The 21,295-nt window shown below is 58.3% G+C and carries 23 protein-coding genes; 14 read left to right on the top strand and 9 right to left on the bottom strand.

All coding sequences use genetic code 11. The features are described from left to right. Positions 1 to 9: 9 nt before the first annotated feature. The 5 genes from agaF to P346_RS11095 all read left to right on the top strand — a co-directional run bounded on the left by agaF (position 10) and on the right by P346_RS11095 (position 5,764). Positions 10 to 444, top strand: a complete 435-nt coding sequence (gene agaF / locus P346_RS11075) for a PTS galactosamine/N-acetylgalactosamine transporter subunit IIA (protein WP_023333563.1) — start codon at positions 10 to 12, stop codon at positions 442 to 444. Next, positions 441 to 1,574 (top strand): N-acetylglucosamine-6-phosphate deacetylase, encoded by a 1,134-nt coding sequence (gene nagA, locus P346_RS11080; RefSeq protein ID WP_032659744.1) that lies wholly within the window; start codon positions 441 to 443, stop codon positions 1,572 to 1,574. Before agaF ends, nagA begins: the two co-directional genes overlap by 4 nt. A gap of 246 nt (positions 1,575 to 1,820) precedes the next feature. Beyond that, a complete protein-coding gene (locus tag P346_RS11085; RefSeq protein WP_032659743.1) occupies positions 1,821 to 2,969 on the top strand; it encodes an SIS domain-containing protein in 1,149 nt (382 codons plus the stop codon). 12 nt (positions 2,970 to 2,981) lie between these two features. Further along, entirely contained in the window at positions 2,982 to 3,854 is an 873-nt protein-coding gene (gene kbaY / locus P346_RS11090; protein WP_023309313.1) for a tagatose-bisphosphate aldolase subunit KbaY, read from the top strand. Between the two features lie 20 nt (positions 3,855 to 3,874). After that, the gene (locus P346_RS11095) at positions 3,875 to 5,764 is read left to right on the top strand and encodes an enterotoxin (protein ID WP_032659742.1); all 1,890 of its coding nucleotides are present in this window, start codon (positions 3,875 to 3,877) and stop codon (positions 5,762 to 5,764) included. A gap of 65 nt (positions 5,765 to 5,829) precedes the next feature. Here the strand turns inward: P346_RS11095 and rsmI are convergent, their stop codons facing one another. Continuing rightward, entirely contained in the window at positions 5,830 to 6,693 is an 864-nt protein-coding gene (rsmI, locus tag P346_RS11100) for a 16S rRNA (cytidine(1402)-2'-O)-methyltransferase (protein WP_023309315.1), read from the bottom strand. A 62-nt stretch (positions 6,694 to 6,755) separates the two neighbouring features. Here rsmI and P346_RS11105 point away from each other — a divergent pair, with 62 nt between their 5' ends. Genes P346_RS11105 through dolP form a run of 4 tightly spaced genes read left to right on the top strand, consistent with a single transcriptional unit; the run spans position 6,756 to position 10,483 of the window. Continuing rightward, positions 6,756 to 8,933: a penicillin-binding protein activator gene (locus P346_RS11105; RefSeq protein WP_032659740.1), complete on the top strand. Its 2,178-nt coding sequence runs from the start codon at positions 6,756 to 6,758 to the stop codon at positions 8,931 to 8,933. After that, entirely contained in the window at positions 8,891 to 9,286 is a 396-nt protein-coding gene (locus P346_RS23240) for a YraN family protein (protein WP_032659737.1), read from the top strand. The genes P346_RS11105 and P346_RS23240 overlap by 43 nt, the downstream gene beginning before the upstream one ends. Positions 9,287 to 9,307: 21 nt before the next feature. Next, the gene (diaA, locus tag P346_RS23235) at positions 9,308 to 9,898 is read left to right on the top strand and encodes a DnaA initiator-associating protein DiaA (protein WP_003861754.1); all 591 of its coding nucleotides are present in this window, start codon (positions 9,308 to 9,310) and stop codon (positions 9,896 to 9,898) included. A 9-nt stretch (positions 9,899 to 9,907) separates the two neighbouring features. Continuing rightward, positions 9,908 to 10,483 (top strand): division/outer membrane stress-associated lipid-binding lipoprotein, encoded by a 576-nt coding sequence (gene dolP / locus P346_RS11120; RefSeq protein ID WP_029739641.1) that lies wholly within the window; start codon positions 9,908 to 9,910, stop codon positions 10,481 to 10,483. A gap of 67 nt (positions 10,484 to 10,550) precedes the next feature. Here the strand turns inward: dolP and P346_RS11125 are convergent, their stop codons facing one another. After that, entirely contained in the window at positions 10,551 to 11,588 is a 1,038-nt protein-coding gene (locus P346_RS11125) for a permease (protein WP_032659735.1), read from the bottom strand. Positions 11,589 to 11,628: 40 nt separating this feature from the next. Then, on the bottom strand, positions 11,629 to 12,273 hold the full coding sequence (locus P346_RS11130; RefSeq protein WP_032659733.1) for an NAD(P)H-binding protein: 645 nt from the start codon (positions 12,271 to 12,273) through the stop codon (positions 11,629 to 11,631). A gap of 128 nt (positions 12,274 to 12,401) precedes the next feature. Here P346_RS11130 and P346_RS11135 point away from each other — a divergent pair, with 128 nt between their 5' ends. Further along, entirely contained in the window at positions 12,402 to 12,920 is a 519-nt protein-coding gene (locus tag P346_RS11135; RefSeq protein WP_023333577.1) for a type 1 glutamine amidotransferase domain-containing protein, read from the top strand. On the opposite strand, the gene P346_RS11140 is transcribed toward P346_RS11135, so the two are convergent. Continuing rightward, a complete protein-coding gene (locus tag P346_RS11140; RefSeq protein ID WP_032659732.1) occupies positions 12,900 to 13,334 on the bottom strand; it encodes a YhbP family protein in 435 nt (144 codons plus the stop codon). The two genes, P346_RS11135 and P346_RS11140, sit on opposite strands and share 21 nt — an antisense overlap. Positions 13,335 to 13,348: 14 nt before the next feature. On the opposite strand from P346_RS11140, the gene P346_RS11145 reads away from it, so the two are divergent. Beyond that, entirely contained in the window at positions 13,349 to 13,678 is a 330-nt protein-coding gene (locus P346_RS11145) for a GIY-YIG nuclease family protein (RefSeq protein WP_023309323.1), read from the top strand. On the opposite strand, the gene P346_RS11150 is transcribed toward P346_RS11145, so the two are convergent. Together P346_RS11150 and ubiT are read right to left on the bottom strand one after the other, a co-directional pair. Beyond that, positions 13,665 to 14,168, bottom strand: a complete 504-nt coding sequence (locus P346_RS11150; RefSeq protein WP_023309324.1) for a GNAT family N-acetyltransferase — start codon at positions 14,166 to 14,168, stop codon at positions 13,665 to 13,667. The two genes, P346_RS11145 and P346_RS11150, sit on opposite strands and share 14 nt — an antisense overlap. Continuing rightward, positions 14,162 to 14,686, bottom strand: a complete 525-nt coding sequence (gene ubiT / locus P346_RS11155) for a ubiquinone anaerobic biosynthesis accessory factor UbiT (RefSeq protein WP_032659729.1) — start codon at positions 14,684 to 14,686, stop codon at positions 14,162 to 14,164. Before ubiT ends, P346_RS11150 begins: the two co-directional genes overlap by 7 nt. 211 nt (positions 14,687 to 14,897) lie before the next feature. Here ubiT and ubiU point away from each other — a divergent pair, with 211 nt between their 5' ends. The 3 genes from ubiU (at position 14,898) to P346_RS11170 (ending at position 17,865) form a co-directional block, all read left to right on the top strand. Then, complete coding sequence (ubiU, locus tag P346_RS11160) at positions 14,898 to 15,893, top strand: ubiquinone anaerobic biosynthesis protein UbiU (RefSeq protein WP_023309326.1); 996 nt, start codon at positions 14,898 to 14,900, stop codon at positions 15,891 to 15,893. Positions 15,894 to 15,900: 7 nt separating this feature from the next. Then, complete coding sequence (locus tag P346_RS11165; RefSeq protein WP_032660488.1) at positions 15,901 to 16,779, top strand: U32 family peptidase; 879 nt, start codon at positions 15,901 to 15,903, stop codon at positions 16,777 to 16,779. A 78-nt stretch (positions 16,780 to 16,857) separates the two neighbouring features. Continuing rightward, positions 16,858 to 17,865: a luciferase-like monooxygenase gene (locus P346_RS11170; protein ID WP_032659727.1), complete on the top strand. Its 1,008-nt coding sequence runs from the start codon at positions 16,858 to 16,860 to the stop codon at positions 17,863 to 17,865. A 69-nt stretch (positions 17,866 to 17,934) separates the two neighbouring features. Here the strand turns inward: P346_RS11170 and mtr are convergent, their stop codons facing one another. The 3 genes from mtr to yrbN form a co-directional block, all read right to left on the bottom strand. Then, positions 17,935 to 19,179 carry a tryptophan permease gene (gene mtr, locus P346_RS11175; protein WP_032660485.1) on the bottom strand — a complete coding sequence of 415 codons (1,245 nt, stop codon included), beginning with the start codon at positions 19,177 to 19,179 and terminating at the stop codon, positions 17,935 to 17,937. 141 nt (positions 19,180 to 19,320) lie between these two features. Next, complete coding sequence (locus P346_RS11180; protein ID WP_029739632.1) at positions 19,321 to 21,216, bottom strand: DEAD/DEAH family ATP-dependent RNA helicase; 1,896 nt, start codon at positions 21,214 to 21,216, stop codon at positions 19,321 to 19,323. Next, on the bottom strand, positions 21,209 to 21,289 hold the full coding sequence (gene yrbN / locus P346_RS23230; RefSeq protein WP_097397692.1) for a protein YrbN: 81 nt from the start codon (positions 21,287 to 21,289) through the stop codon (positions 21,209 to 21,211). The genes P346_RS11180 and yrbN overlap by 8 nt, the downstream gene beginning before the upstream one ends. Positions 21,290 to 21,295: the final 6 nt, after the last annotated feature.

Raw genomic sequence — 21,295 nt, 5'->3', positions numbered from 1 at the left:
GAGGTTGCGATGTTAGGCATTATTTTGACGGGTCACGGCGGGTTTGCCAGCGGGCTTGAGCAGGCGATGAAGCAGATCCTCGGCGAGCAGCCGCAGTTTATCGCCATCGATTTTCCGGAAACCTCCACCACCGCGCGGCTGACCGCTCAGCTTGAGCAGGCGGTGAGCGAACTCGATGCGCAGCACGATATTGTGTTTCTCACCGACCTGCTCGGCGGCACGCCGTTCCGCGTGGCGTCAACGCTCGCGATGCAAAGACCGGGCAGCGAAGTGATAACCGGCACCAACCTGCAGCTTCTGCTGGAGATGGTGCTGGAGCGCGACGGATTAAGCAGCGAAGCGTTTCGTCTGCAGGCGCTGGAGTGCGGACACCGCGGCCTGACGAGCCTGGTCGACGAGCTGGGGCGCTGTCGCGAGGAAGCTCCGGCTGAGGAAGGGATATGAGCCAGCTGCTGCGCGGGCGACGGCTCCTTACCGAACAGGGCTGGCTGGACGACCACCAGCTACGCATTGAAAGCGGCGCGGTTGCGGCGATTGAACCCATTCCGGCGGGCGTTACGACGCGCGATGCGGAGCTGCTTTGCCCGGCCTATATCGATACGCACGTCCACGGCGGCGCGGGCGTGGACGTCATGGATGATGCGCCCGGCGTGCTGGACACCCTGGCAATGCATAAAGCGCGTGAAGGCGTGGGCGCATTTCTGCCCACCACCGTGACCGCGCCGATGGAAGCCATCCACAGCGCGCTGATGCGTATCGCCCGGCGCAGTCAGTCCGGCGGACCCGGCGCGCAGATCCTGGGCAGCTATCTGGAAGGACCTTACTTTACGCCGCAGAACAAAGGGGCGCATCCGCCGGAGCTGTTCCGGGAGCTGGATATCGCCGAGCTGAACAAGCTGATTGACGTTTCTAAGAGCACGCTACGGGTGGTGGCGCTCGCGCCGGAAAAACCCGGCGCGCTGCAGGCGATTCATCATCTTAAACAGCGCGGTATACGCGTCATGCTGGGCCACAGCGCTGCCACCTACCGGCAAACTCTCGCCGCGTTTGATGCGGGTGCCGACGGGCTGGTGCACTGCTACAACGGCATGACGGGGCTGCACCACAGAGAGCCCGGCATGGTCGGCGCAGGGTTTACGGACAAACGGGCGTGGCTGGAGCTGATTGCCGACGGGCACCACGTCCATCCGGGGGCGATGCGCTTATGCTGCTGCTGCGCGCAGGATCGCGTGGTGCTGATTACCGATGCCATGCAGGCGGCAGGTATGCCGGACGGACGGTACACGCTCTGTGGTGAAGAGGTCTCGATGCAAAACGGCGTGGTTCGAACCGGCTCCGGCGGGCTGGCGGGCAGCACGCTGTCGCTGGATGCCGCGGTCAGAAATATGGTGGAGTATGCGGGCGTAACAGCCGAAGAGGCGATCCATATGGCCTCGCTGCACCCTGCCCGGCTGCTGGGCGTTGACGGTCAGCTTGGATCTTTAGCCACGGGCAAACGCGCCAATATTATTGCGCTGGACGGGAGTTTACACCTCCAGCGGATCTGGATTCAGGGCCAGGCTCTCCCCCTTTAGCCCTTTCATTGTGTCTCCTTTTGGCTTTACGGCCTGAAACCGTAAGGCCTTTCTTTTCCTTTCCTTAAATATCCCCTTTCATTTCACGATCACAATTTTCGTTTTATTTCTTTTCTTTCATTGAAGTTTCGATTTCTTTTCTATAGATTTTATTTAACTGCTTAAGTGAACAAGTGAAACGAAACGAAAGATAGCGACACGATTGCCAGCGTCTGATGTGGAATTCACACGACTAAGGACTGAGTTATGCCACAAACCACTACCGCCGCCACAACCGGCACCTGGACCGAGGAAGAGATCCGCCAGCAGCCTGCCAGCTGGATCCGCTCGCTCAACAACATCGATAACCTGCGTGCTTCGATCGACAGTTTCCTGACGCCGCTGCTGCGCAAGCGCGATCTGCGGATCGTCCTGACCGGGGCGGGCACGTCGGCCTTTATCGGCGATATCATTGCGCCATGGCTTTCAAGCCACACCGGGAAAAACTTCACCGCCGTACCGACAACCGATCTGGTCACGAACCCGATGGACTATTTCAGCCCTGCGCACCCGCTGCTGCTGGTTTCGTTTGCCCGCTCCGGCAACAGCCCGGAAAGCGTCGCGGCCGTTGAGCTGGCAAACCAGTTCGTGCCGGAGTGCTACCACCTGTCGATTACCTGCAACGAGGCGGGGAGCCTGTACCAGAACGCCGTCGACAGCGATAACTCCTGTGCCCTGCTGATGCCTGCCGAAACGCACGATCGCGGGTTCGCGATGACCAGCAGCATCACCACAATGATGGCGAGCTGTCTGGCGGTGTTCGCGCCGGAAACGATCAATAGCCACACCTTCCGCGACGTCGCCGATCGCTGTCAGGCGATCCTCACCTCGCTCGGGGATTTCAGCCACGGCGTCTTTGGCAATGAAGCGTGGAAACGCGTTGTCTATCTGGGAAGCGGCGGCCTGCAGGGCGCGGCGCGCGAATCGGCGCTGAAGGTGCTGGAGCTGACGGCGGGCAAGCTGGCGGCGTTTTACGACTCCCCGACGGGCTTCCGTCACGGGCCGAAATCGCTGGTCGATAGCGAAACGCTGGTGGTGGTGTTCATCTCCAGTCATCCGTATACGCGTCAGTACGATCTGGATCTGCTGGCCGAGCTGCGCCGCGATCGCCAGGCCCTGCGCGTCGTCGCCATCGCCGCTGAAAACGATCCGGTCATTGAAGCGGGTCCGCACATTCTGCTGCCGCCTTCACGTCCGTTTATCGATATGGAACAGGCGTTCTGCTTCCTGATGTATGCCCAGGTCTTTGCGCTCACCCAGTCGCTTAGCACAGGCATTACGCCCGATACGCCATCCGCCAGCGGGACGGTCAACCGCGTGGTGCAGGGCGTCGTTATTCATCCGTGGCAGGCTTAAGAGGATCGGATCATGAGTATTATTTCTACCAAATATCTTCTGCAGGACGCGCAGGCCAAAGGCTACGCCGTTCCGGCGTTCAACATCCACAACGCGGAGACGATCCAGGCGATCCTCGAAGCGTGCAGCGAAATGCGATCGCCGGTGATCCTCGCGGGCACGCCGGGCACCTTTAAGCATATTGCGCTGGAAGAGATCTACGCCCTGTGCAGCGCGTACTCCCACACCTACGACATGCCGCTGGCGCTGCACCTCGATCACCACGAATCGCTGGACGATATTCGCCGCAAGGTCAACGCGGGCGTGCGCAGCGCGATGATCGACGGCAGCCACTACCCGTTTGAACAAAACGTGAAGCTGGTGAAGTCGGTGGTCGATTTCTGCCACCTCAACGACTGCAGCGTCGAGGCCGAGCTGGGCCGTCTGGGCGGCATGGAAGATGACATGAGCGTGGACGCCGAAAGCGCGTTCCTCACCGATCCGCAGGAGGCGAAACGCTTCGTCGAACTGACCGGCGTAGACAGCCTTGCCGTCGCCATCGGCACCGCGCACGGCCTGTATACCAAACGCCCGAAAATCGACTTCCAGCGGCTGGCAGAAATCCGCGAAGTGGTCACCGTGCCGCTGGTGCTGCACGGCGCGAGCGATGTGCCCGATGAGTTTGTTCGCCGCACCATCGAGCTGGGCGTGTGCAAAGTCAACGTGGCCACCGAGCTGAAAATTGCTTTCTCTGACGCGGTTAAGGCCTGGTTTGCCGAAAACCCGCAGGGCAACGATCCGCGCTTCTACATGCGGGTCGGCATGGACGCCATGAAAGAGGTGGTCAGAAGCAAGATCGCCGTTTGCGGATCGGCAAACCGATTGCTGCTTCCGGCAGAAGCCTGATTAAAAAGGAGCTTACGCTGATGAAAAAAATCCTCGCACTCTCAGTGCTGGCCCTGTGCGTTTCCCATAGCGCGGTGGCCGCCAACTACGCACTCAATAACGACAATATTGCCCTGTCATTTGATGATGCAAACTCAACGGTAGTGGTTAAGGACACCAGGGCTAACCATCCGCTCACGCCGCAGGAGCTGTTCTTTCTGACGCTGCCGGACGAGACGAAAATCCACACCGCTGATTTTAAAATCAAGCATGTCGAAAAGCAGGACAGCGGGTTGGTCATCGATTTCACTCATCCGGACTTTAACGTAACGGTGAAGCTGAACCTGGTGAAGGGGAAATACGCCAGCATCGACTACACCGTTGCCGCAGTCGGCCAGCCGCGAGACGTGGCGAAAATTACCTTCTTCCCGACCAAAAAGCAGGCTCAGGCACCTTACGTAGACGGGGCGATTAACAGCTCGCCGATCGTCGCAGACTCGTTCTTTATTCTGCCTGACAAGCCCATCGTTAACACTTACGCCTATGAAGCGACCACCAATCTCAACGTAGAGCTGAAAACGCCGATTCAGCCAGAGTCGCCGGTCAGCTTTACCACCTGGTTCGGCACCTTCCCGGAGACCAGCCAGCTGCGCCGCAGCGTAAACCAGTTTATTGATGCCGTCCGCCCGCGCCCGTATAAGCCTTATTTACACTACAACAGCTGGATGGATATCGGCTTCTTTACCCCATATTCCGAGCAGGACGTGCTGGGGCGGATGGATGAATGGAATAAGGAATTTATCACCGGGCGCGGCGTGGCGCTGGATGCGTTCCTGCTTGACGATGGCTGGGACGATCTTACCGGACGCTGGCTGTTTGGCCCGGCATTCAGCAACGGTTTTGGCAAAGTTAGGGAAAAAGCCGACAGCCTGCACAGCTCGGTCGGACTGTGGCTCTCGCCGTGGGGAGGTTATAACAAACCGCGCGACGCTCGCGTCTCGCATGCCAAAGAGTACGGTTTCGAAACGGTAGACGGGAAGCTGGCGCTGTCAGGCCCAAACTATTTTAAAAACTTCAATGAGCAGATCGTTAAGCTAATTAAAAACGAGCACATTACCTCGTTCAAGCTGGACGGGATGGGTAATGCCAATTCGCATATTAAGGGCAGCCCGTTCGCCTCGGATTTTGACGCCTCTATCGCTCTGCTGCACAACATGCGAAGCGCCAACCCGAATCTGTTTATTAACCTGACGACCGGAACCAACGCCAGCCCGTCGTGGCTGTTCTACGCTGATTCCATCTGGCGCCAGGGCGATGACATTAACCTGTACGGCCCCGGCACGCCGGTGCAGCAGTGGATGACCTACCGCGATGCGGAAACGTACCGCTCCATTGTTCGCAAAGGGCCGCTGTTCCCGCTGAACTCGCTGATGTACCACGGGATCGTCAGCGCGGAAAACGCCTATTACGGGCTGGAGAAAGTGCAAACGGACAGCGATTTTGCCGATCAGGTCTGGAGCTACTTCGCGACCGGAACCCAGCTGCAGGAGCTGTATATCACCCCTTCAATGCTGAATAAGGCGAAGTGGGATGTCCTGGCGCAGGCCGCGAAGTGGTCGCGGGAAAACGCCGGCGTGCTGGTGGATACGCACTGGATTGGTGGCGATCCAACCGCGCTGCAGGTTTACGGCTGGGCATCCTGGAGCAAGGACAAAGCGATTCTCGGCTTGCGTAACCCGTCGGATAAGCCGCAAAGCTACTACCTGGATTTGACGAAAGATTTTGAAATCCCGACAGGGAACGCGGCGCAGTTTCGTCTGAAAGCGGTGTACGGCAGTAATTCAACCGTACCGGAGGAGTATAAAAACGCGGTGGTGATTACGCTGCAGCCGCTGGAAACGCTGGTGTTTGAGGCGGTGCCAGGAAAATAAAAAGTGTTCAGATCTGTAGGCCGGGTAAGGCGCAGCCGCCACCCGGCAAAACAGGCGGCAGTGGCTTACTCCCCCTGCTGCTCCAGCGCATGCTTATACAGCGCATTTTTCTTCACGCCGTGAATCTCCGCCGCCAGCGCAGCGGCCTTCTTCAGCGGCAGTTCCGCCTGCAGCAGCGCCAGCGTGCGCAGCGCGTCGGCTGGCAGCGCATCTTCCTGCGCCTTATGCCCTTCGACAATCAGCACCATTTCACCCTTGCGGCGGTTTTCGTCTTCCTTCACCCACGCCAGCAGTTCACCCACCGGCGCGCCGTGGATCGTTTCCCAGGTTTTGGTCAGCTCGCGCGCCAGCACCACGTAGCGGGCTTCTCCCCACACGGTCACCATATCCTCCAGGCTCTCCAGCAGGCGGTGCGTGGATTCGTAGAAAATCAGGGTGCGCGGTTCCGCTTCCAGATCTTTTAACACGTCACGGCGGCCCTTGGATTTGGCAGGCAGGAAGCCTTCATAGCAGAAACGATCAGACGGCAGACCCGCCGCGCTCAGCGCAGCAATGGCGGCGCACGGCCCCGGCAGCGGCACAACGCGAATACCGGCTTCACGACAGGTACGCACCAGGTGATAGCCAGGATCGTTGATCAGCGGCGTACCGGCGTCGGAGACCAGCGCAATGTTCTGCCCCTCTTTCAGCTTCGCTACCAGCGTTTCGGCTTTTTGTTGCTCATTGTGATCGTGCAGAGCAAACAAACGGGCGTTAATCGCGAAATGTTGCAGCAGCAGGCCGGTGTGGCGGGTATCTTCAGCGGCAATTAAATCAACAGCTTGCAGTACGGTGAGCGCACGTTGGGTAATATCAGACAAATTCCCGATAGGAGTAGGTACAATATAAAGCTGGCCTTGAGAATTATCTGCCGTTTCGTGTTGTTTCATTGTTTCGTCCGTATTGCCGATTTAATATTGAGCATTGCGTAAAAAAAATCACTGGATACAGTATGGTACCGTTAACGTTTCTTCGAAAAAAAGCCACGCGCAGCGTGCCGCTTCTGCTGGCAGCCCTGATCTTTGCAGGCTGTGGCACCCAGGCACCTGACCAGAGCACCGCCCATCTTCAGGGGTCTGCTCAGGCTGATTCTGGCTTTTATCTGCAACAAATGTCGCAGAGTTCAAATGATACCAAGACCAACTGGCAATTACTCGCCATTCGTGCACTGCTGAAAGAGGGTAAAACCCAGCAGGCAGCCGAACTGTTTAACCAGCTGCCGAAAGATCTTAACGACGCCCAGCGTCGTGAGCAGAGCCTGCTCTCTGCCGAGCTGAAGGTCGCGCTGAAGGATTACGCCGCCGCGAAGAAGATCCTCGGGGATATTGACGTGAGCGCGCTGGATAAAAATCAGCAGGCTCGCTTCTGGCAGGCGGGCATTACCGCGGAGCAGGGGCGCCCTTCTCTCACGCTGCTCCGCGCCCTCGTCGCGCAAGAGCCGCTGCTCGGCGGTGCCGATAAGCAGAAAAATATTGATGCCACCTGGCAAGCGCTTGCCTCGATGACTCAGGATCAGGCGCAGGCTCTGGTCATCAACGCCGATGAAAACGTTCTTCAGGGCTGGCTGGATCTGCAGCAGATGTGGTTTAACAACCGCAGCGATCCAAAGATGCTGAAAGCCGGTATTACGGACTGGCAGACGCGCTACCCGCAAAACCCGGGTGCGAAAATGCTGCCAACCCAGCTCGTGAACGTGCAGAACTTTAAGCCAGCGTCCACCAGCAAAATCGCTCTGCTTCTGCCGCTCAACGGCCAGGCGGCGGTGTTTGGCCGTACCATTCAGCAGGGCTTTGAAGCCGCGAAAAACGGTACCACCTCGGTAACCGGCAGCGCGGTTCCCGCGCAGGCGGCTCAGGCGGCTAACGTGAATGACGTGGTCAGCCCGTCCGCAGCAGAAACCAGCGACCTGACCACGGCGCAAGCGCCGGCGCAGGGTACGATGCAAAACCCGGTGACGGCCCCGACGACGCCTCCGGCTACAGCAGCACCGGCTGCGGCAGCCCCGACTACTACAGCACCAGCTGCTCAGGCTCCTGCCGAGACGCAAGCGGCGCCAGCGCCTGACGCAACAGCAGAACAGCCTCAACAGCAGACTGCACAACCCGCAGTCCAGCCTGCTGCGCAGCCTCAGGCCGTGGCAACCACCAGCGCCAACCCGGGCGCTGAGTTGAAAATTTACGATACCAGCTCGCAGCCGCTTGACCAGGTTCTGGCGCAGGTTCAACAGGACGGGGCGAGCATCGTTGTCGGTCCGCTGCTGAAAAACAACGTGGAAGAGCTGATGAAGAGCAATACCACGCTGAACGTGCTGGCGCTCAACCAGCCTGAGCAGGTTCAGAACCGGGCCAATATTTGCTACTTCGCGCTTTCCCCTGAAGATGAAGCCCGCGATGCGGCACGCCATATTCACGAGCAGGGCAAACAGGCTCCGCTGCTGCTCATCCCACGCAGCGCGCTGGGCGATCGCGTGGCCAATGCCTTTGCCGATGAGTGGCAGAAGCTGGGCGGCGGCGTGGTGCTGCAGCAGAAATTCGGTTCCGTCTCTGAACTGCGCGCTGGCGTAAACGGTGGAGCGGGTATCGCGCTTAACGGCAGTCCTGTCACCGCGAGCCTGCCACAGCAGCAGGGCGTGACGATTGGCGGCCTGACGATCCCTGCCCCACCTACCGACGCGCAGATTAGCGGTGGCGGTAAAGTGGATGCGGCCTATATCGTTGCCACGCCGCAGGAGATCGCCTTTATCAAACCGATGATCGCGATGCGTAACGGCAGCCAGAGCGGCGCAACGCTCTACGCCAGCTCGCGCAGCGCGCAGGGCACCGCAGGCCCGGATTTCCGTCTGGAAATGGACGGTCTGCAGTACAGCGAAATTCCGATGCTGGCAGGCAGCAACCCGGCGCTGATGCAGCAGGCGCTGAGTGCCGTACGTAACGATTATTCGCTGGCGCGTCTGTATGCGATGGGTGTCGATGCATGGGCGCTGGCGAACCACTTTACCCAGATGCGTCAGGTTCCGGGCTTTGAGCTTAACGGCAACACCGGCGATCTGACCGCGACTCAGGACTGCGTGATCAACAGGAAGTTATCATGGCTCAAATACCAGCAGGGGCAAATCGTCCCGGCCAGTTAAGCCGTAAAGAGACCGGCGATGCGTGGGAGTTAAAGGCGCGTCGCTGGCTTGAAGGCAAAGGACTGCGCTTTATCGCCGCTCACGTCCGCGGGCGCGGCGGCGAAATCGACCTGATCATGAAAGACGGTCAGGTCACCGTGTTTGTAGAAGTCCGCTTTCGACAGTCCTCCCGTTTTGGCGGTGCTGCCGCCAGCGTGACGCTCGCCAAACAACATAAATTATTACAGACTGCCCACTTGTGGCTTGCCCGCCATAATGGGAGCTTTGATACTGTGGATTGCCGGTTCGATGTGATAGCCTTCACCGGAAATGAGATCGAATGGCTTAAAAACGCTTTTGGCGAAGACGCATAATTAAGATTTAAAAGGGATAACGTGCTCGAAAGAATTAAAGTGTGCTTCACAGAAAGCATCCAGACTCAGATTGCCGCGGCGGAAGCCCTTCCGGATGCTATCTCGCGTGCCGCAATGACGCTGGTGCAATCCCTGCTTAATGGCAACAAAATCCTCTGTTGTGGCAACGGCACGTCAGCCGCCAACGCACAGCATTTTGCTGCCAGCATGATCAATCGCTTTGAAACAGAACGCCCGAGTTTACCCGCCATTGCACTTAATACCGATAATGTGGTCTTAACGGCGATTGCTAACGATCGTCTGCATGACGAAATTTACGCAAAGCAGGTGCGAGCCCTGGGTCACGCCGGAGATGTGCTGCTGGCCATCTCCACGCGCGGCAATAGCCGGGATATTGTCAAAGCCGTTGAAGCTGCCGTCACCCGCGACATGACAATCGTGGCCTTAACCGGCTATGACGGGGGCGAGCTGGCGGGTCTGCTTGGGCCGCAGGATGTGGAAATCCGCATTCCTTCTCACCGGAGCGCGCGTATTCAGGAGATGCATATGCTCACGGTGAACTGCTTATGTGATTTGATCGATAACACGCTTTTCCCTCACCAGGATGATTAAGGAGTTCTTATGAAGGCTTTATCGACCCTCGCAGTCCTTATGTCTGCATTACTGCTTCAGGGATGTATCGCTGCGGCCGTTGTGGGTACCGCCGCCGTAGGCACCAAAGCGGCAACCGATCCTCGCACCGTGGGGACACAGGTGGATGACGGTACGCTGGAATTGCGCGTCAACAGTGCGCTGTCGAAAGACGAACAAATCAAGAAAGAAGCGCGTATCAACGTGACGGCCTATCAGGGCAAAGTGCTGCTGGCAGGCCAGGCGCCGAATCTGGAGCTCGCCTCTCGCGCGAAACAGATTGCGATGGGCGTCGAAGGGACCACAGAGGTATTTAACGAAGTGCGTCAGGGCAAGCCAATCGGCCTGGGTGACGCCTCTTCCGATACCTGGATCACCACCAAAGTGCGTTCCCAACTGCTGGGCTCGGACCAGGTAAAATCCTCTAACGTGAAAGTGACGACTGAAAACGGCGAAGTGTTCCTGCTGGGTCTGGTGACCGACCGTGAAGGGAAAGCGGCGGCAGATATCGCCAGCCGGGTGAGCGGCGTGAAGCACGTCACCACCGCGTTTACTTACATCAAATAAAAAAAATCCCCTCGCTTGAGGGGATTTTTTTGTAGGCCCGGTAAGCACTAGCGCCACCGGGCTTTTTTTACATCAACGCAATACTGCCCACAATCACCCCGCTCAACGCCACCAGCCCTGCGGTGAGCCACAGCGCTTTCGCCGGGAACGACTTACGCAGCATGATAAGCGACGGCAGGCTGATCGCTGGCAGCGTAATCAGCAGCGCCAGCGCCGGCGCGGTACCCATACCGGCCAGCATCATGGTCTGAACAATCGGGATCTCCGCCGCCGTTGGGATCACAAACAGACAGCCTGCAACGGCCATCGCAATGACCCACATCAGCGTGTTGTCGATAGCGCCATCCGCATGCGGGAAGAGCCAGACGCGCGCCGCTCCCAGCACCAGTACCGCCAGGATATAGACCGGGATGGTGCTCCAGAAAAGCTGCCATAGCGCCCTGCCCCAGCGCGCAAAGAAGCCCCCCTGCGGCTCGCTGACGTCCAGCTCAACGGCTGCGGGTTCTGCGGCATTATCCTTGACCAGTTTTTGCACCAGCGTCGCCACCACCAGCACGGTGAGCAGCCCGGCAACCAGGCGGATGAACGCGAAATGCCAGCCCAGCACAAAGCCCATAAACACCAGCGTTGCCGGGTTGAGCAGCGGGTTCCCCATCCAGAACGCCAGCGCGCCGCCCATCGACACGCGCTGACGGCGCATCCCTGCAGCCACGGGCGCGGCGCAGCAGGAGCACATCATACCCGGCAGCGAGAAAATCGTCCCCAGCAGCGTGCCCTGAAAGCGCGGCTGCCCAAGGGTTTTCACCAGCCAGTTACGGGGGATAAGCACCTGAATCAGCGAGCCCAGAATGACGCCTAAGACGGCGGCTTTCCAGACGGCAAGGAAGTAGACCATGGCGTAGTCCCACGCCGCCTGAAGCGGGCTGGAATCAGCCTGTGCGAGAATAGATTTACCGATGCTGTGCGTTTCGGCGGCGGTGAAGGCTTTGCCGTAGTACGGCTGCCATTTCACGTACCAGAGGCCAACAATGACCACGAGAAAGAAGAGTGCGGGCTTCCACCACTGAACAGGTGTTGCCGCCTGAGATGAAGACTGACCAGTCATAGCATTCCCCGGAGAGTATTAGGTTATTAGCCGGGGGAGTTTACGCCTCGCCCTGCGCGATTTCACGCAGTTTTGCCGAAGGGATAATGTTTACGCCCGCTTTCGACGGGGCCAGCCCCTCTTTTAACATCGCGCGCGCGACGTCCCGCGCCTCGATGGATTTCCAGTTGCCGGGAAGAATGCGAAACAGCGGGGCAAATATCGACTCGTTAAACCGGCGTTCATCCCGGTGGCCGATCAGCATCGAAGGGCGCACAATCGTCAGCTGTTCCCATTTCTGCGCTATCAGCGCATCCTCCATCTTGCCCTTCACCTTGTTGTAGAAGAAAGGCGATCCGGCCCTGGCGCCCAGCGCGCTGACCACCAGAAAATGTTTGGCGCCCAGCTTTTTCGCCGTGAGTGCGGTATCCACCACCAGCGTATAGTCGGCGTGGATAAAGGCCTCTTTGCTGCCCGCCTCCCGCCGCGTGGTGCCCAGACAGCAAAAGGCGATATCAATGGGATCCTGCACCTGCGCCAGCGCGTCGGTCAGCTGAGGATCGTGCGGATTAAAGACGCCGGATAAGTCCGCCAGCGGTCGACGCGTCGGGGCGGCGATATAGTTCACGCGGCGATCCTGAATCAGCAGCCGCAGCAGATGATCGCCCACTAACCCGGTGGCACCGGTAATTAATACCTGACTCATCTTATCCCCTTTACAGAATTGTCCGTTTGCGAACTCAGCGTCGTCGACCACACTTAGAAGTCTGTTACAGGTAAGTATTTACCACAAGCGGAGAAAAATCAGTCTGAAGCCAAAACAACGGAGGAAGCATGGGCAAGAAAATCGCAGTCTTGATTACCGACGAGTTTGAAGATTCAGAATTCACCTCTCCAGCAGAGGCGTTCCGCAAGGCGGGACATGAGGTCATTACCATTGAGAAAGAGGCGGGCAAAACGGTGACAGGCCATAAGGGCGAGGCGACCGTGACCATCGATGAGACCATCGATAACGTGAGCCCCTCAGATTTTGACGCCCTGCTGTTACCCGGCGGCCATTCCCCGGATTCCCTGCGCGGGGACGAGCGCTTCGTGACCTTCACCCGGGACTTTGTCTCAACTGGCAAACCGGTCTTTGCCATCTGCCACGGCCCGCAGCTGCTCATCAGCGCAGAAGTGGTCCGCGGGCGTAAGCTCACCGCCGTGAAGCCGATCGTTATCGATCTGAAAAATGCGGGGGCCGAGTTTTACGATCAGGAGGTGGTCAACGACAAAGACCAGCTGATCACCAGCCGAACCCCGGACGATCTCCCGGCGTTTAACCGCGAAGCGCTACGCCTGCTCGGCGCGTAGCCAGTGCAGCTTCTTGCCAAAGCCCAGGGTGTTGTCGGTAAATTTCAGCTCATCGAGGCGGATTTCCCACACCGGGGCTTTTAGCGCAGCGGCAACCGGAAAGCGGCGCGTGTAGAGCTTACGGCGCGCGTCGCTCTCTTCACCATCCAGACGACGGATCTCCCCTTTAAACTGCACGCCGCGGATCAGCGCGACCGTTTTCGGCTGGCCGTTTACCGTCCCCGCGACCTTTGCCTGCTGGCCGGTCATCTGCGCATGACGCGTTTTGTCTTCGCTCATGACATAAAAAGCCACGCGCTCAGGATCGTAGTAGTAAAACGCATTTGCGCACCACATCTCACCCTCGTCACAGACGCACCAGGTGACTACATGCTGCTTCGCCAGCCAGCGGTTAATGGCGGCCAGTGTTTCCATTTTCGTTCTCTCTCATGCTATGGTGCGTTCACCTTAACATACTGAATCCGTTTACCGTGTGCTGGTTTCTCTATCTTGTCCGAACCGCTGATAACGCCCTCTACACCGGGATCACCACCGATGTGGCGCGGCGTTTTTTACAACATCAAACGGGGAAAGGGGCAAAAGCGCTGCGGGGGAAAGGGGAATTACAGCTCGCCTTCTCAGCGGCCGTCGGCGACCGCTCGCTGGCGCTCAGGCTGGAATACCGCATCAAGCAGCTGACGAAGCGCCAGAAAGAGCGCCTCGTGACCGGAGACGGCTCCTTTGAGGCGCTACGCGAGAGCCTGATTAAAAGCGATTGAAATGGTCGTGATACTCGACGAGACCATTGACGCCGTTGAGCGCGTCGTCCGCCAGACGATGGACCTGGAAAGCGGATTCCGTACCCGGCCAGCGGCAGCGCAGATCGTAATGCGCGGCCTGCTCAAAGCCTAAACGGCCATAGAACGCCGGATCGCCCAGCGTGACAACGGCCGCATAACCGAACTCATTGAGCGAATCCAGCCCTTCATAGACCAGCTGGCGCGCCAGCCCCTGCCCGCGATAGCTTTCATCTACCGCCAGCGGCGCCATGCCTACCCACTGCAGCTCTTCGCCCTGAACGATGACCGGACTGAAGGCAACATAGCCCACCACCTGACCTTCGTCATCGGTGGCAACCAGCCCCAGCGTAATCAGGCCGTCTTCGCGAAGGTCGTGGACCAGTTGGGCTTCGGCATCGCTCGCAAAGGCGCGGCGTAACAACGCATCGATCCCCGGCGCATCAATCCCAATTTCGACTCGAATCAGCATGGCTCACCTACTGAAGTGTGTTTACCGTCCGGCGGGGTTTTCAGCCCGGCCTCAACGAAATCTGCCATTTGCATTAACATCACGCGCAGCGCTTTAGGCATCTGCTCCAGCTCAATGGCATCCATTAAATTCTTAACGTACAGGCCCAGCTCCGTGTCGCCTTCAATTACCAGACGGCGCTGGAAGAAGAGCGTATCCGGATCCTGCTTACGCGCGGCGATCATCAGCAGATCGCTGGCGTTGGCGCTAAAACTCACATCCGCCTCGGCGGATTCGCGGACGATCAGCTGGTCATTCTCAACGGAGGTAAACCAGCGTAGCCCGATGTCACGCACTTCAATGCTTAACCAGCGGCCTTCCAGAAATTCCAGCTCGCCGTCCTGCAGCGCCTGGCGGAACTGCCAGCTCAGGACCTGCTCCAGCACCTGGCGTTTTAGCGCGAACGGCGCCAGCTTGACCGGCACGCTCAGCATTGATGGACCAGATTGTACGAGACGTGAACGCAGTTTATCCAGCACGAGCTTTACTCCCTGATATCTATAGTCCTGCTATTTTGCCATATCCGAAGCGCAACATAGCGGCGTAAATCAACAAACCGTCGCCCGCCGTACCTCATTATTGGTGTCATCAATACGCCATTAGCTGCCTTAAATCAAAAATTGTCGCGTATGGGTTAATTAAAATCCCAGCTCGTTAACAATTTTGCGATCGACTACATCAGGATAAATTATGGAGCTGCTCTGCCCTGCCGGAAATCTTCCGGCGCTTAAGGCGGCCATCGAAAATGGGGCCGATGCGGTCTATATCGGGCTGAAAGATGACACCAACGCCCGCCATTTTGCTGGCCTCAACTTTACGGAGAAAAAGCTTCAGGAAGCCGTTAACTTCGTTCACCAGCACCGCCGCAAGCTGCATATCGCCATCAATACCTTTGCTCATCCTGACGGCTACGCCCGCTGGCAGCGCGCGGTGGATATGGCGGCACAGCTGGGCGCCGATGCGCTGATCCTGGCCGACCTCGCCATGCTTGAGTATGCGGCAGAACGCTATCCCCATATTGAGCGCCACGTCTCTGTTCAGGCATCTGCCACCAACGAAGAGGCCGTACGTTTTTACCATCAACACTTCGACGTGGCCCGCGTGGTGCTGCCGCGCGTGCTCTCGATTCATCAGGTTAAGCAACTCGCGCGCGTCACGCCAGTACCGCTGGAGGTTTTTGCCTTTGGCAGCCTGTGCATCATGGCCGAAGGCCGTTGCTATCTTTCCTCATATTTAACCGGTGAATCGCCGAATACCGTCGGGGCCTGCTCCCCTGCCCGCTTTGTTCGCTGGCAGCAGACCCCTCAGGGGCTGGAGTCTCGCCTGAATGAGGTGCTGATCGACCGCTATCAGGACGGCGAAAACGCCGGTTATCCAACCTTGTGTAAAGGCCGCTACCTGGTCGACGGCGAGCGCTATCACGCGCTGGAGGAGCCGACCAGCCTCAACACGCTGGAGCTGCTGCCGGAACTGCTGGCGGCCAATATTGCCTCGGTGAAAATCGAAGGACGTCAGCGCAGCCCGGCCTATGTGAGCCAGGTAGCGAAAGTGTGGCGTCAGGCCATCGACCGCTGCATGGCGGATCCGCAGAACTATGCTCCGCAGCAGGCCTGGATGGAGACGCTCGGATCGATGTCCGAAGGCACGCAAACCACGCTTGGCGCGTATCACCGTAAATGGCAGTGAGATCATCATGAAATATTCATTAGGACCGGTGCTCTACTACTGGCCAAAAGAGACGCTGGAAGATTTTTACCAACAGGCCGCCGCCAGCAGCGCCGATGTGATTTACCTCGGCGAAGCGGTGTGCAGCAAGCGCCGCGCCACCAAAGTGGGCGACTGGCTGGATATGGCGAAAGGCCTGGCCGGCAGCGGCAAGCAGGTGGTGCTCTCAACGCTCGCACTCGTGCAGGCGTCCTCCGAACTGGGCGAGCTGAAGCGCTACGTCGAAAACGGCGAGTTCCTGCTGGAAGCGAGCGATCTCGGCGTGGTGAACATGTGCGCTGAACGCAAGCTGCCTTTTGTCGCGGGCCATGCCCTGAACTGCTACAACGCCGTGACCCTGCGCCTGCTGCTCAAACAGGGGATGACGCGCTGGTGCATGCCGGTAGAACTCTCGCGCGACTGGCTGGCTAACCTGCTGAATCAGTGCGACGAGCTGGGCATTCGCAATCAGTTTGAAGTGGAAGTGCTGAGCTACGGTCATCTGCCGCTGGCCTACTCCGCCCGCTGCTTCACCGCACGCTCGGAAGACCGCCCGAAAGACGAATGCGAAACCTGCTGCATTAAGTACCCGAACGGACGCAGCATGCTGTCGCAGGAGAACCAGCAGGTGTTTGTCCTCAACGGTATTCAGACCATGAGCGGCTATGTCTATAACCTCTGCAACGAGCTGGCGTCGATGGACGGGCTGGTGGATATGGTTCGGCTGTCGCCGATGGATACCGGCGTATTCGCGATGCTGGACGCCTTCCGCGCCAATGAAAACGGCGCCGCGCCGCTGCCGCTGACGGCAAACAGCGACTGCAACGGCTACTGGAGACGGCTCGCCGGGCTGGAGCTGCAGGCGTAAAAAAGGCTCACTTTGTTAACAACGGTTATCATTTTTTAATGCAGTATTAAAGATTGACCGTCGACAAAGTGAGCTGTTATGACTGACAAAACCATTCCGTTTTCGGTGCTGGATCTGGCGCCGATCCCTCAGGGCTCCTCGGCACGAGAAGCCTTTTCGCACTCTCTCGCTCTTGCTCAGCTGGCCGAAAAGCGTGGCTATCACCGCTACTGGTTGGCCGAACACCACAACATGGTCGGCATCGCCAGCGCCGCCACCTCGGTACTGATTGGCTATCTGGCAGCAAACACCACAACTTTACACCTTGGTTCAGGTGGCGTGATGTTGCCTAACCACGCCCCGCTGGTGATTGCCGAGCAGTTTGGCACCCTGAATACCCTCTATCCGGGGCGTATTGATTTGGGTCTTGGTCGTGCGCCCGGCAGCGACCAGCCGACTATGCGCGCCCTGCGTCGCCATATGAGCGGCGATATCGACAACTTCCCGCGCGACGTAGCCGAGCTGGTGGACTGGTTCGACGCGCGCGATCCGAACCCGCACGTGCGCCCGGTACCGGGCTACGGCGAGAAGATCCCGGTGTGGCTGTTAGGCTCAAGCCTCTACAGCGCACAGCTCGCCGCGCAGCTTGGGCTGCCGTTTGCGTTTGCCTCGCACTTTGCACCGGATATGCTGCATCAGGCGCTGCATCTTTACCGCACGAACTTCAAACCGTCCGAGCGTCTTGAGAAACCGTATGCGATGGTGTGTATCAACATCATTGCCGCCGACAGCAATCGCGACGCGGAATTCCTGTTTACCTCCATGCAGCAGGCGTTTGTGAAGCTGCGTCGCGGTGAGACGGGGCAGCTTCCGCCGCCGGTGGAGAATATGCACCAGCTGTGGTCAGCCTCCGAACAGTATGGCGTTCAGCAGGCGCTGAGTATGTCGCTGGTGGGTGATAAAGCGAAGGTGCGCCACGGGCTGGACGCGGTGCTGCGCGAAACGCAGGCGGATGAGATTATGGTTAACGGCCAGATTTTCGATCACCAGGCGCGTTTGCATTCGTTTGATTTGGCCATGCAGGTGAAAGAAGAGTTGGTGGGGTAGTTTTTTGCTTTTCTCCCTCTCCCTCTCCCTATGGGAGAGGGCCGGGGTGAGGGGTTCAAACCGCACGGTTTAATGGTAAACAGGCAACAGGTTAAAACTCGACAGCACGTGTACCAGAGCGTTACCAACGCCGAATACCAGGATCAGCGCAATCATCGGCTTGCCGCCCCAGACGCGGAATTTCGGGCTGCCGAAGCGTTTACGTGATTTGCGCGCCAGCAGCGCTGGCACAATCGCCGCCCAGATAGTTGCCGCCAGCCCTGCATAGCCGATGGCATACAGGAAACCGTTCGGCCACAGCAGGCCGCCCACAATCGGCGGCAGGAAGGTCAGCAGCGCGGTTTTGAAACGCCCCATCGCAGAATCATCAAAGCCAAACAAATCCGCCAGGTAGTCAAACAGGCCCAGGGTTACGCCGAGGAAAGAGCTCGCCACCGCAAAGTTAGAGAAGATAACCAGCAGCAGATCCAGGCTGCGGCTGTTCAGCACGCCGCTCAGCGCCTGCACCAGCACGTCGATGTTACCGCCCTTCTGGGCAATGCCGATAAATTCCGGACGCGGGATGTTGCCCATCGTCCCCAGCAGCCAAATCACATACAGCCCCAGCGCCAGCAGCGTGCCATAGACCAGACACTTCACAATAGTGCGCGGATCTTTGCCGTAGTACTTCATCAGGCTCGGCACGTTACCGTGGTAACCGAACGACGCCAGACAGAACGGCAGCGTCATCAGCAGGTACGGCGTGTAGGAGGTGTTCACCTCGGCGACGTTAAACAGCGTGGCGGGCGTCACGTGCCCCAGCAGGCTGCCGAAGGTCAGGAAGAAGGTGATGACCTTAGCGCCTAATACAATCGCCGTCATGCGGCTCACCGCTTTGGTACTCATCCAGACGATAAACGCCACAGCTAACGCAAAACACAGCCCCGCCAGACGCGCCGGAACGTTCAGCGACATCTCCGAGAAGGTGTGGTGCAGAATCGAGCCACTCGCTGAAATGTACGCGTAGGTCAGGATATAGAGCACAAACGCGATGGACAGCCCGTTCACCAGGTTCCAGCCTTTACCCAGCAGATCTTTGGTGATGGTGTCGAAGCTGGAGCCAATGCGGTAGTTCAGGTTTGCTTCAAGGATCATCAGCCCGGAATGGAGCATGCAGAACCAGGTAAAGACCAGCGCCGCCAGCGACCAGAAGAACCACGCACCGGACATGACCACAGGCAGGGAAAACATCCCGGCACCAATGATGGTTCCGCCGATGATCACCACGCCGCCAAGCAGCGAAGGTGACGTTTGGGTGGTGGTTAGTGTCGCCATACAGCCTTTTCTCCAGTCAATCATGCGGTTCTGCATTTTATGTGACGCACTGTACCAGTACAAGAGTACAAAAGGAATAAAAAAAGCCCCGATAGCGCGTATCGGGGCTGTATATTTTACTTTACGTCAGTTGCGTAAGGCTTACGCGTCACGGCGACGGCTGGTGCCTTCGTCACGACGTGGGCCACGGTTTTCGCGACGCTCGCCGGAGAAACGACGTGGTTCACCGCGACCTTCGCTGCGGCCACCTTCACGACGCTCGCCACCGAAGCTGCGACCACCGCCACGACGTTCACCACCGCGGTCTGGACGTGGCTGTGCATCGCCCATCAGCTGCATGTTCATCGGCTTGTTCAGGATGCGGGTACGCGTAAAGTGCTGCAGCACTTCGCCCGGCATGCCTTTTGGCAGCTCGATGGTAGAGTGGGATGCGAACAGCTTGATGTTACCGATGTAACGGCTGCTGATGTCGCCTTCGTTAGCGATCGCGCCAACGATGTGACGAACTTCAACGCCATCATCACGGCCCACTTCAATGCGGTACAGTTCCATATCACCCGCGTCACGGCGTTCACGACGTGGACGATCTTCACCACCACGCTCTGGACGGTCACCACGTGGGCCACGGTCATTGCGGTCATTACGGTCGCCACGACGTTCGAAGCGATCGTCACGGTCACGGAATTCACGCTTAGGACGCATCGGCGCATCTGGTGGCACGATCAGGCTACGTTCGCCCTGAGCCATTTTCAGCAGTGCTGCAGCCAGGGTTTCCATGTCCAGCTCTTCGCCTTCAGCAACAGGCTGAATCTGCGACAGCAGCGCACGGTACTGGTCCAGATCGCTGCTTTCCAGCTGCTGCTGTACTTTCGCGGCGAATTTTTCCAGACGGCGTTTGCCCAGCAGATCTGCGTTTGGCAGGTCAGCTTCTGGAATGGTCAGCTTCATGGTGCGTTCGATGTTACGCAGCAGACGACGCTCGCGGTTCTCAACGAACAGCAGCGCGCGGCCAGCACGCCCCGCACGACCGGTACGGCCGATACGGTGAACGTAAGACTCGGAATCCATCGGGATGTCGTAGTTCACAACCAGGCTGATACGCTCAACGTCCAGACCACGTGCTGCCACGTCGGTTGCAATCAGGATATCCAGACGACCGTCTTTCAGACGCTCCAGAGTCTGCTCACGCAGGGCCTGGTTCATGTCGCCGTTCAGCGCTGCGCTGTTGTAGCCGCTACGCTCCAGGGCTTCAGCCACTTCCAGGGTCGCGTTTTTGGTACGAACGAAGATAATCGCCGCATCAAAATCTTCCGCTTCCAGGAAACGTACCAGCGCTTCGTTTTTGCGCATGCCGTAAACAGACCAGTAGCTCTGGCTGATGTCCGGGCGAGTGGTTACGCTGGACTGAATACGCACTTCCTGAGGATCTTTCATGAAGCGCTTGGTGATACGACGAATCGCTTCTGGCATGGTGGCAGAGAACAGCGCGGTCTGATGACCGTCCGGGATCTGCGCCATGATGGTTTCGACGTCTTCGATGAAGCCCATACGCAGCATTTCATCTGCTTCATCCAGTACCAGGCCGCTCAGTTTAGAGAGATCCAGAGTACCGCGCTTCAGGTGATCCAGCAGACGGCCCGGCGTACCGACAACAATCTGTGGGCCCTGGCGCAGGGCGCGTAACTGCACGTCATAACGCTGGCCGCCGTACAGGGCTACCACGTTTACGCCGCGCATATGTTTAGAGAATTCCGTCATTGCTTCTGCAACCTGAACAGCCAGTTCACGGGTTGGAGCCAGGACGAGGATCTGCGGTGCACGCAGGTCCGGATCAATGTTGTTCAGCAGCGGCAGCGAGAATGCTGCAGTTTTACCGCTACCAGTCTGGGCCATGCCCAGCACGTCACGACCAGAAAGCAGGTGTGGGATACACTCAGCCTGGATCGGAGATGGTTTTTCGTAACCCAGATCGTTAAGGGCTTCAAGGATAGGAGCCTTCAGGCCCAGATCTGCAAAAGTGGTTTCGAATTCAGCCATGTAGTACAAGTGCCTCGATATTAATGGCGGCCAGTCTACTTAGCTCATCGTGAAAATGATTAGCAATTTTCATTGAAAA

The organism is Enterobacter sp. DC1 (assembly GCF_000568075.1).
In the GTDB taxonomy this organism is placed as follows: Bacteria; Pseudomonadota; Gammaproteobacteria; order Enterobacterales; family Enterobacteriaceae; genus Enterobacter; species Enterobacter asburiae.
The sequence above is the reverse complement of the archived record's forward strand: the minus strand, read 5'-3'. Positions and strand labels throughout refer to the sequence as shown.

Coding starts and splice junctions, on each gene's coding strand:
- agaF (WP_023333563.1), top strand. CDS start 10: ATGTTAGGCATTATTTTGACGGGTCACGGCGGGTTTGCCAGCGGGCTT.
- nagA (WP_032659744.1), top strand. CDS start 441: ATGAGCCAGCTGCTGCGCGGGCGACGGCTCCTTACCGAACAGGGCTGG.
- P346_RS11085 (WP_032659743.1), top strand. CDS start 1,821: ATGCCACAAACCACTACCGCCGCCACAACCGGCACCTGGACCGAGGAA.
- kbaY (WP_023309313.1), top strand. CDS start 2,982: ATGAGTATTATTTCTACCAAATATCTTCTGCAGGACGCGCAGGCCAAA.
- P346_RS11095 (WP_032659742.1), top strand. CDS start 3,875: ATGAAAAAAATCCTCGCACTCTCAGTGCTGGCCCTGTGCGTTTCCCAT.
- rsmI (WP_023309315.1), bottom strand. CDS start 6,693: ATGAAACAACACGAAACGGCAGATAATTCTCAAGGCCAGCTTTATATT.
- P346_RS11105 (WP_032659740.1), top strand. CDS start 6,756: ATGGTACCGTTAACGTTTCTTCGAAAAAAAGCCACGCGCAGCGTGCCG.
- P346_RS23240 (WP_032659737.1), top strand. CDS start 8,891: ATGGCTCAAATACCAGCAGGGGCAAATCGTCCCGGCCAGTTAAGCCGT.
- dolP (WP_029739641.1), top strand. CDS start 9,908: ATGAAGGCTTTATCGACCCTCGCAGTCCTTATGTCTGCATTACTGCTT.
- P346_RS11125 (WP_032659735.1), bottom strand. CDS start 11,588: ATGACTGGTCAGTCTTCATCTCAGGCGGCAACACCTGTTCAGTGGTGG.
- P346_RS11130 (WP_032659733.1), bottom strand. CDS start 12,273: ATGAGTCAGGTATTAATTACCGGTGCCACCGGGTTAGTGGGCGATCAT.
- P346_RS11135 (WP_023333577.1), top strand. CDS start 12,402: ATGGGCAAGAAAATCGCAGTCTTGATTACCGACGAGTTTGAAGATTCA.
- P346_RS11140 (WP_032659732.1), bottom strand. CDS start 13,334: ATGGAAACACTGGCCGCCATTAACCGCTGGCTGGCGAAGCAGCATGTA.
- P346_RS11145 (WP_023309323.1), top strand. CDS start 13,349: ATGCTATGGTGCGTTCACCTTAACATACTGAATCCGTTTACCGTGTGC.
- P346_RS11150 (WP_023309324.1), bottom strand. CDS start 14,168: ATGCTGATTCGAGTCGAAATTGGGATTGATGCGCCGGGGATCGATGCG.
- ubiU (WP_023309326.1), top strand. CDS start 14,898: ATGGAGCTGCTCTGCCCTGCCGGAAATCTTCCGGCGCTTAAGGCGGCC.
- P346_RS11165 (WP_032660488.1), top strand. CDS start 15,901: ATGAAATATTCATTAGGACCGGTGCTCTACTACTGGCCAAAAGAGACG.
- P346_RS11170 (WP_032659727.1), top strand. CDS start 16,858: ATGACTGACAAAACCATTCCGTTTTCGGTGCTGGATCTGGCGCCGATC.
- mtr (WP_032660485.1), bottom strand. CDS start 19,179: ATGGCGACACTAACCACCACCCAAACGTCACCTTCGCTGCTTGGCGGC.
- P346_RS11180 (WP_029739632.1), bottom strand. CDS start 21,216: ATGGCTGAATTCGAAACCACTTTTGCAGATCTGGGCCTGAAGGCTCCT.
- yrbN (WP_097397692.1), bottom strand. CDS start 21,289: ATGAAAATTGCTAATCATTTTCACGATGAGCTAAGTAGACTGGCCGCC.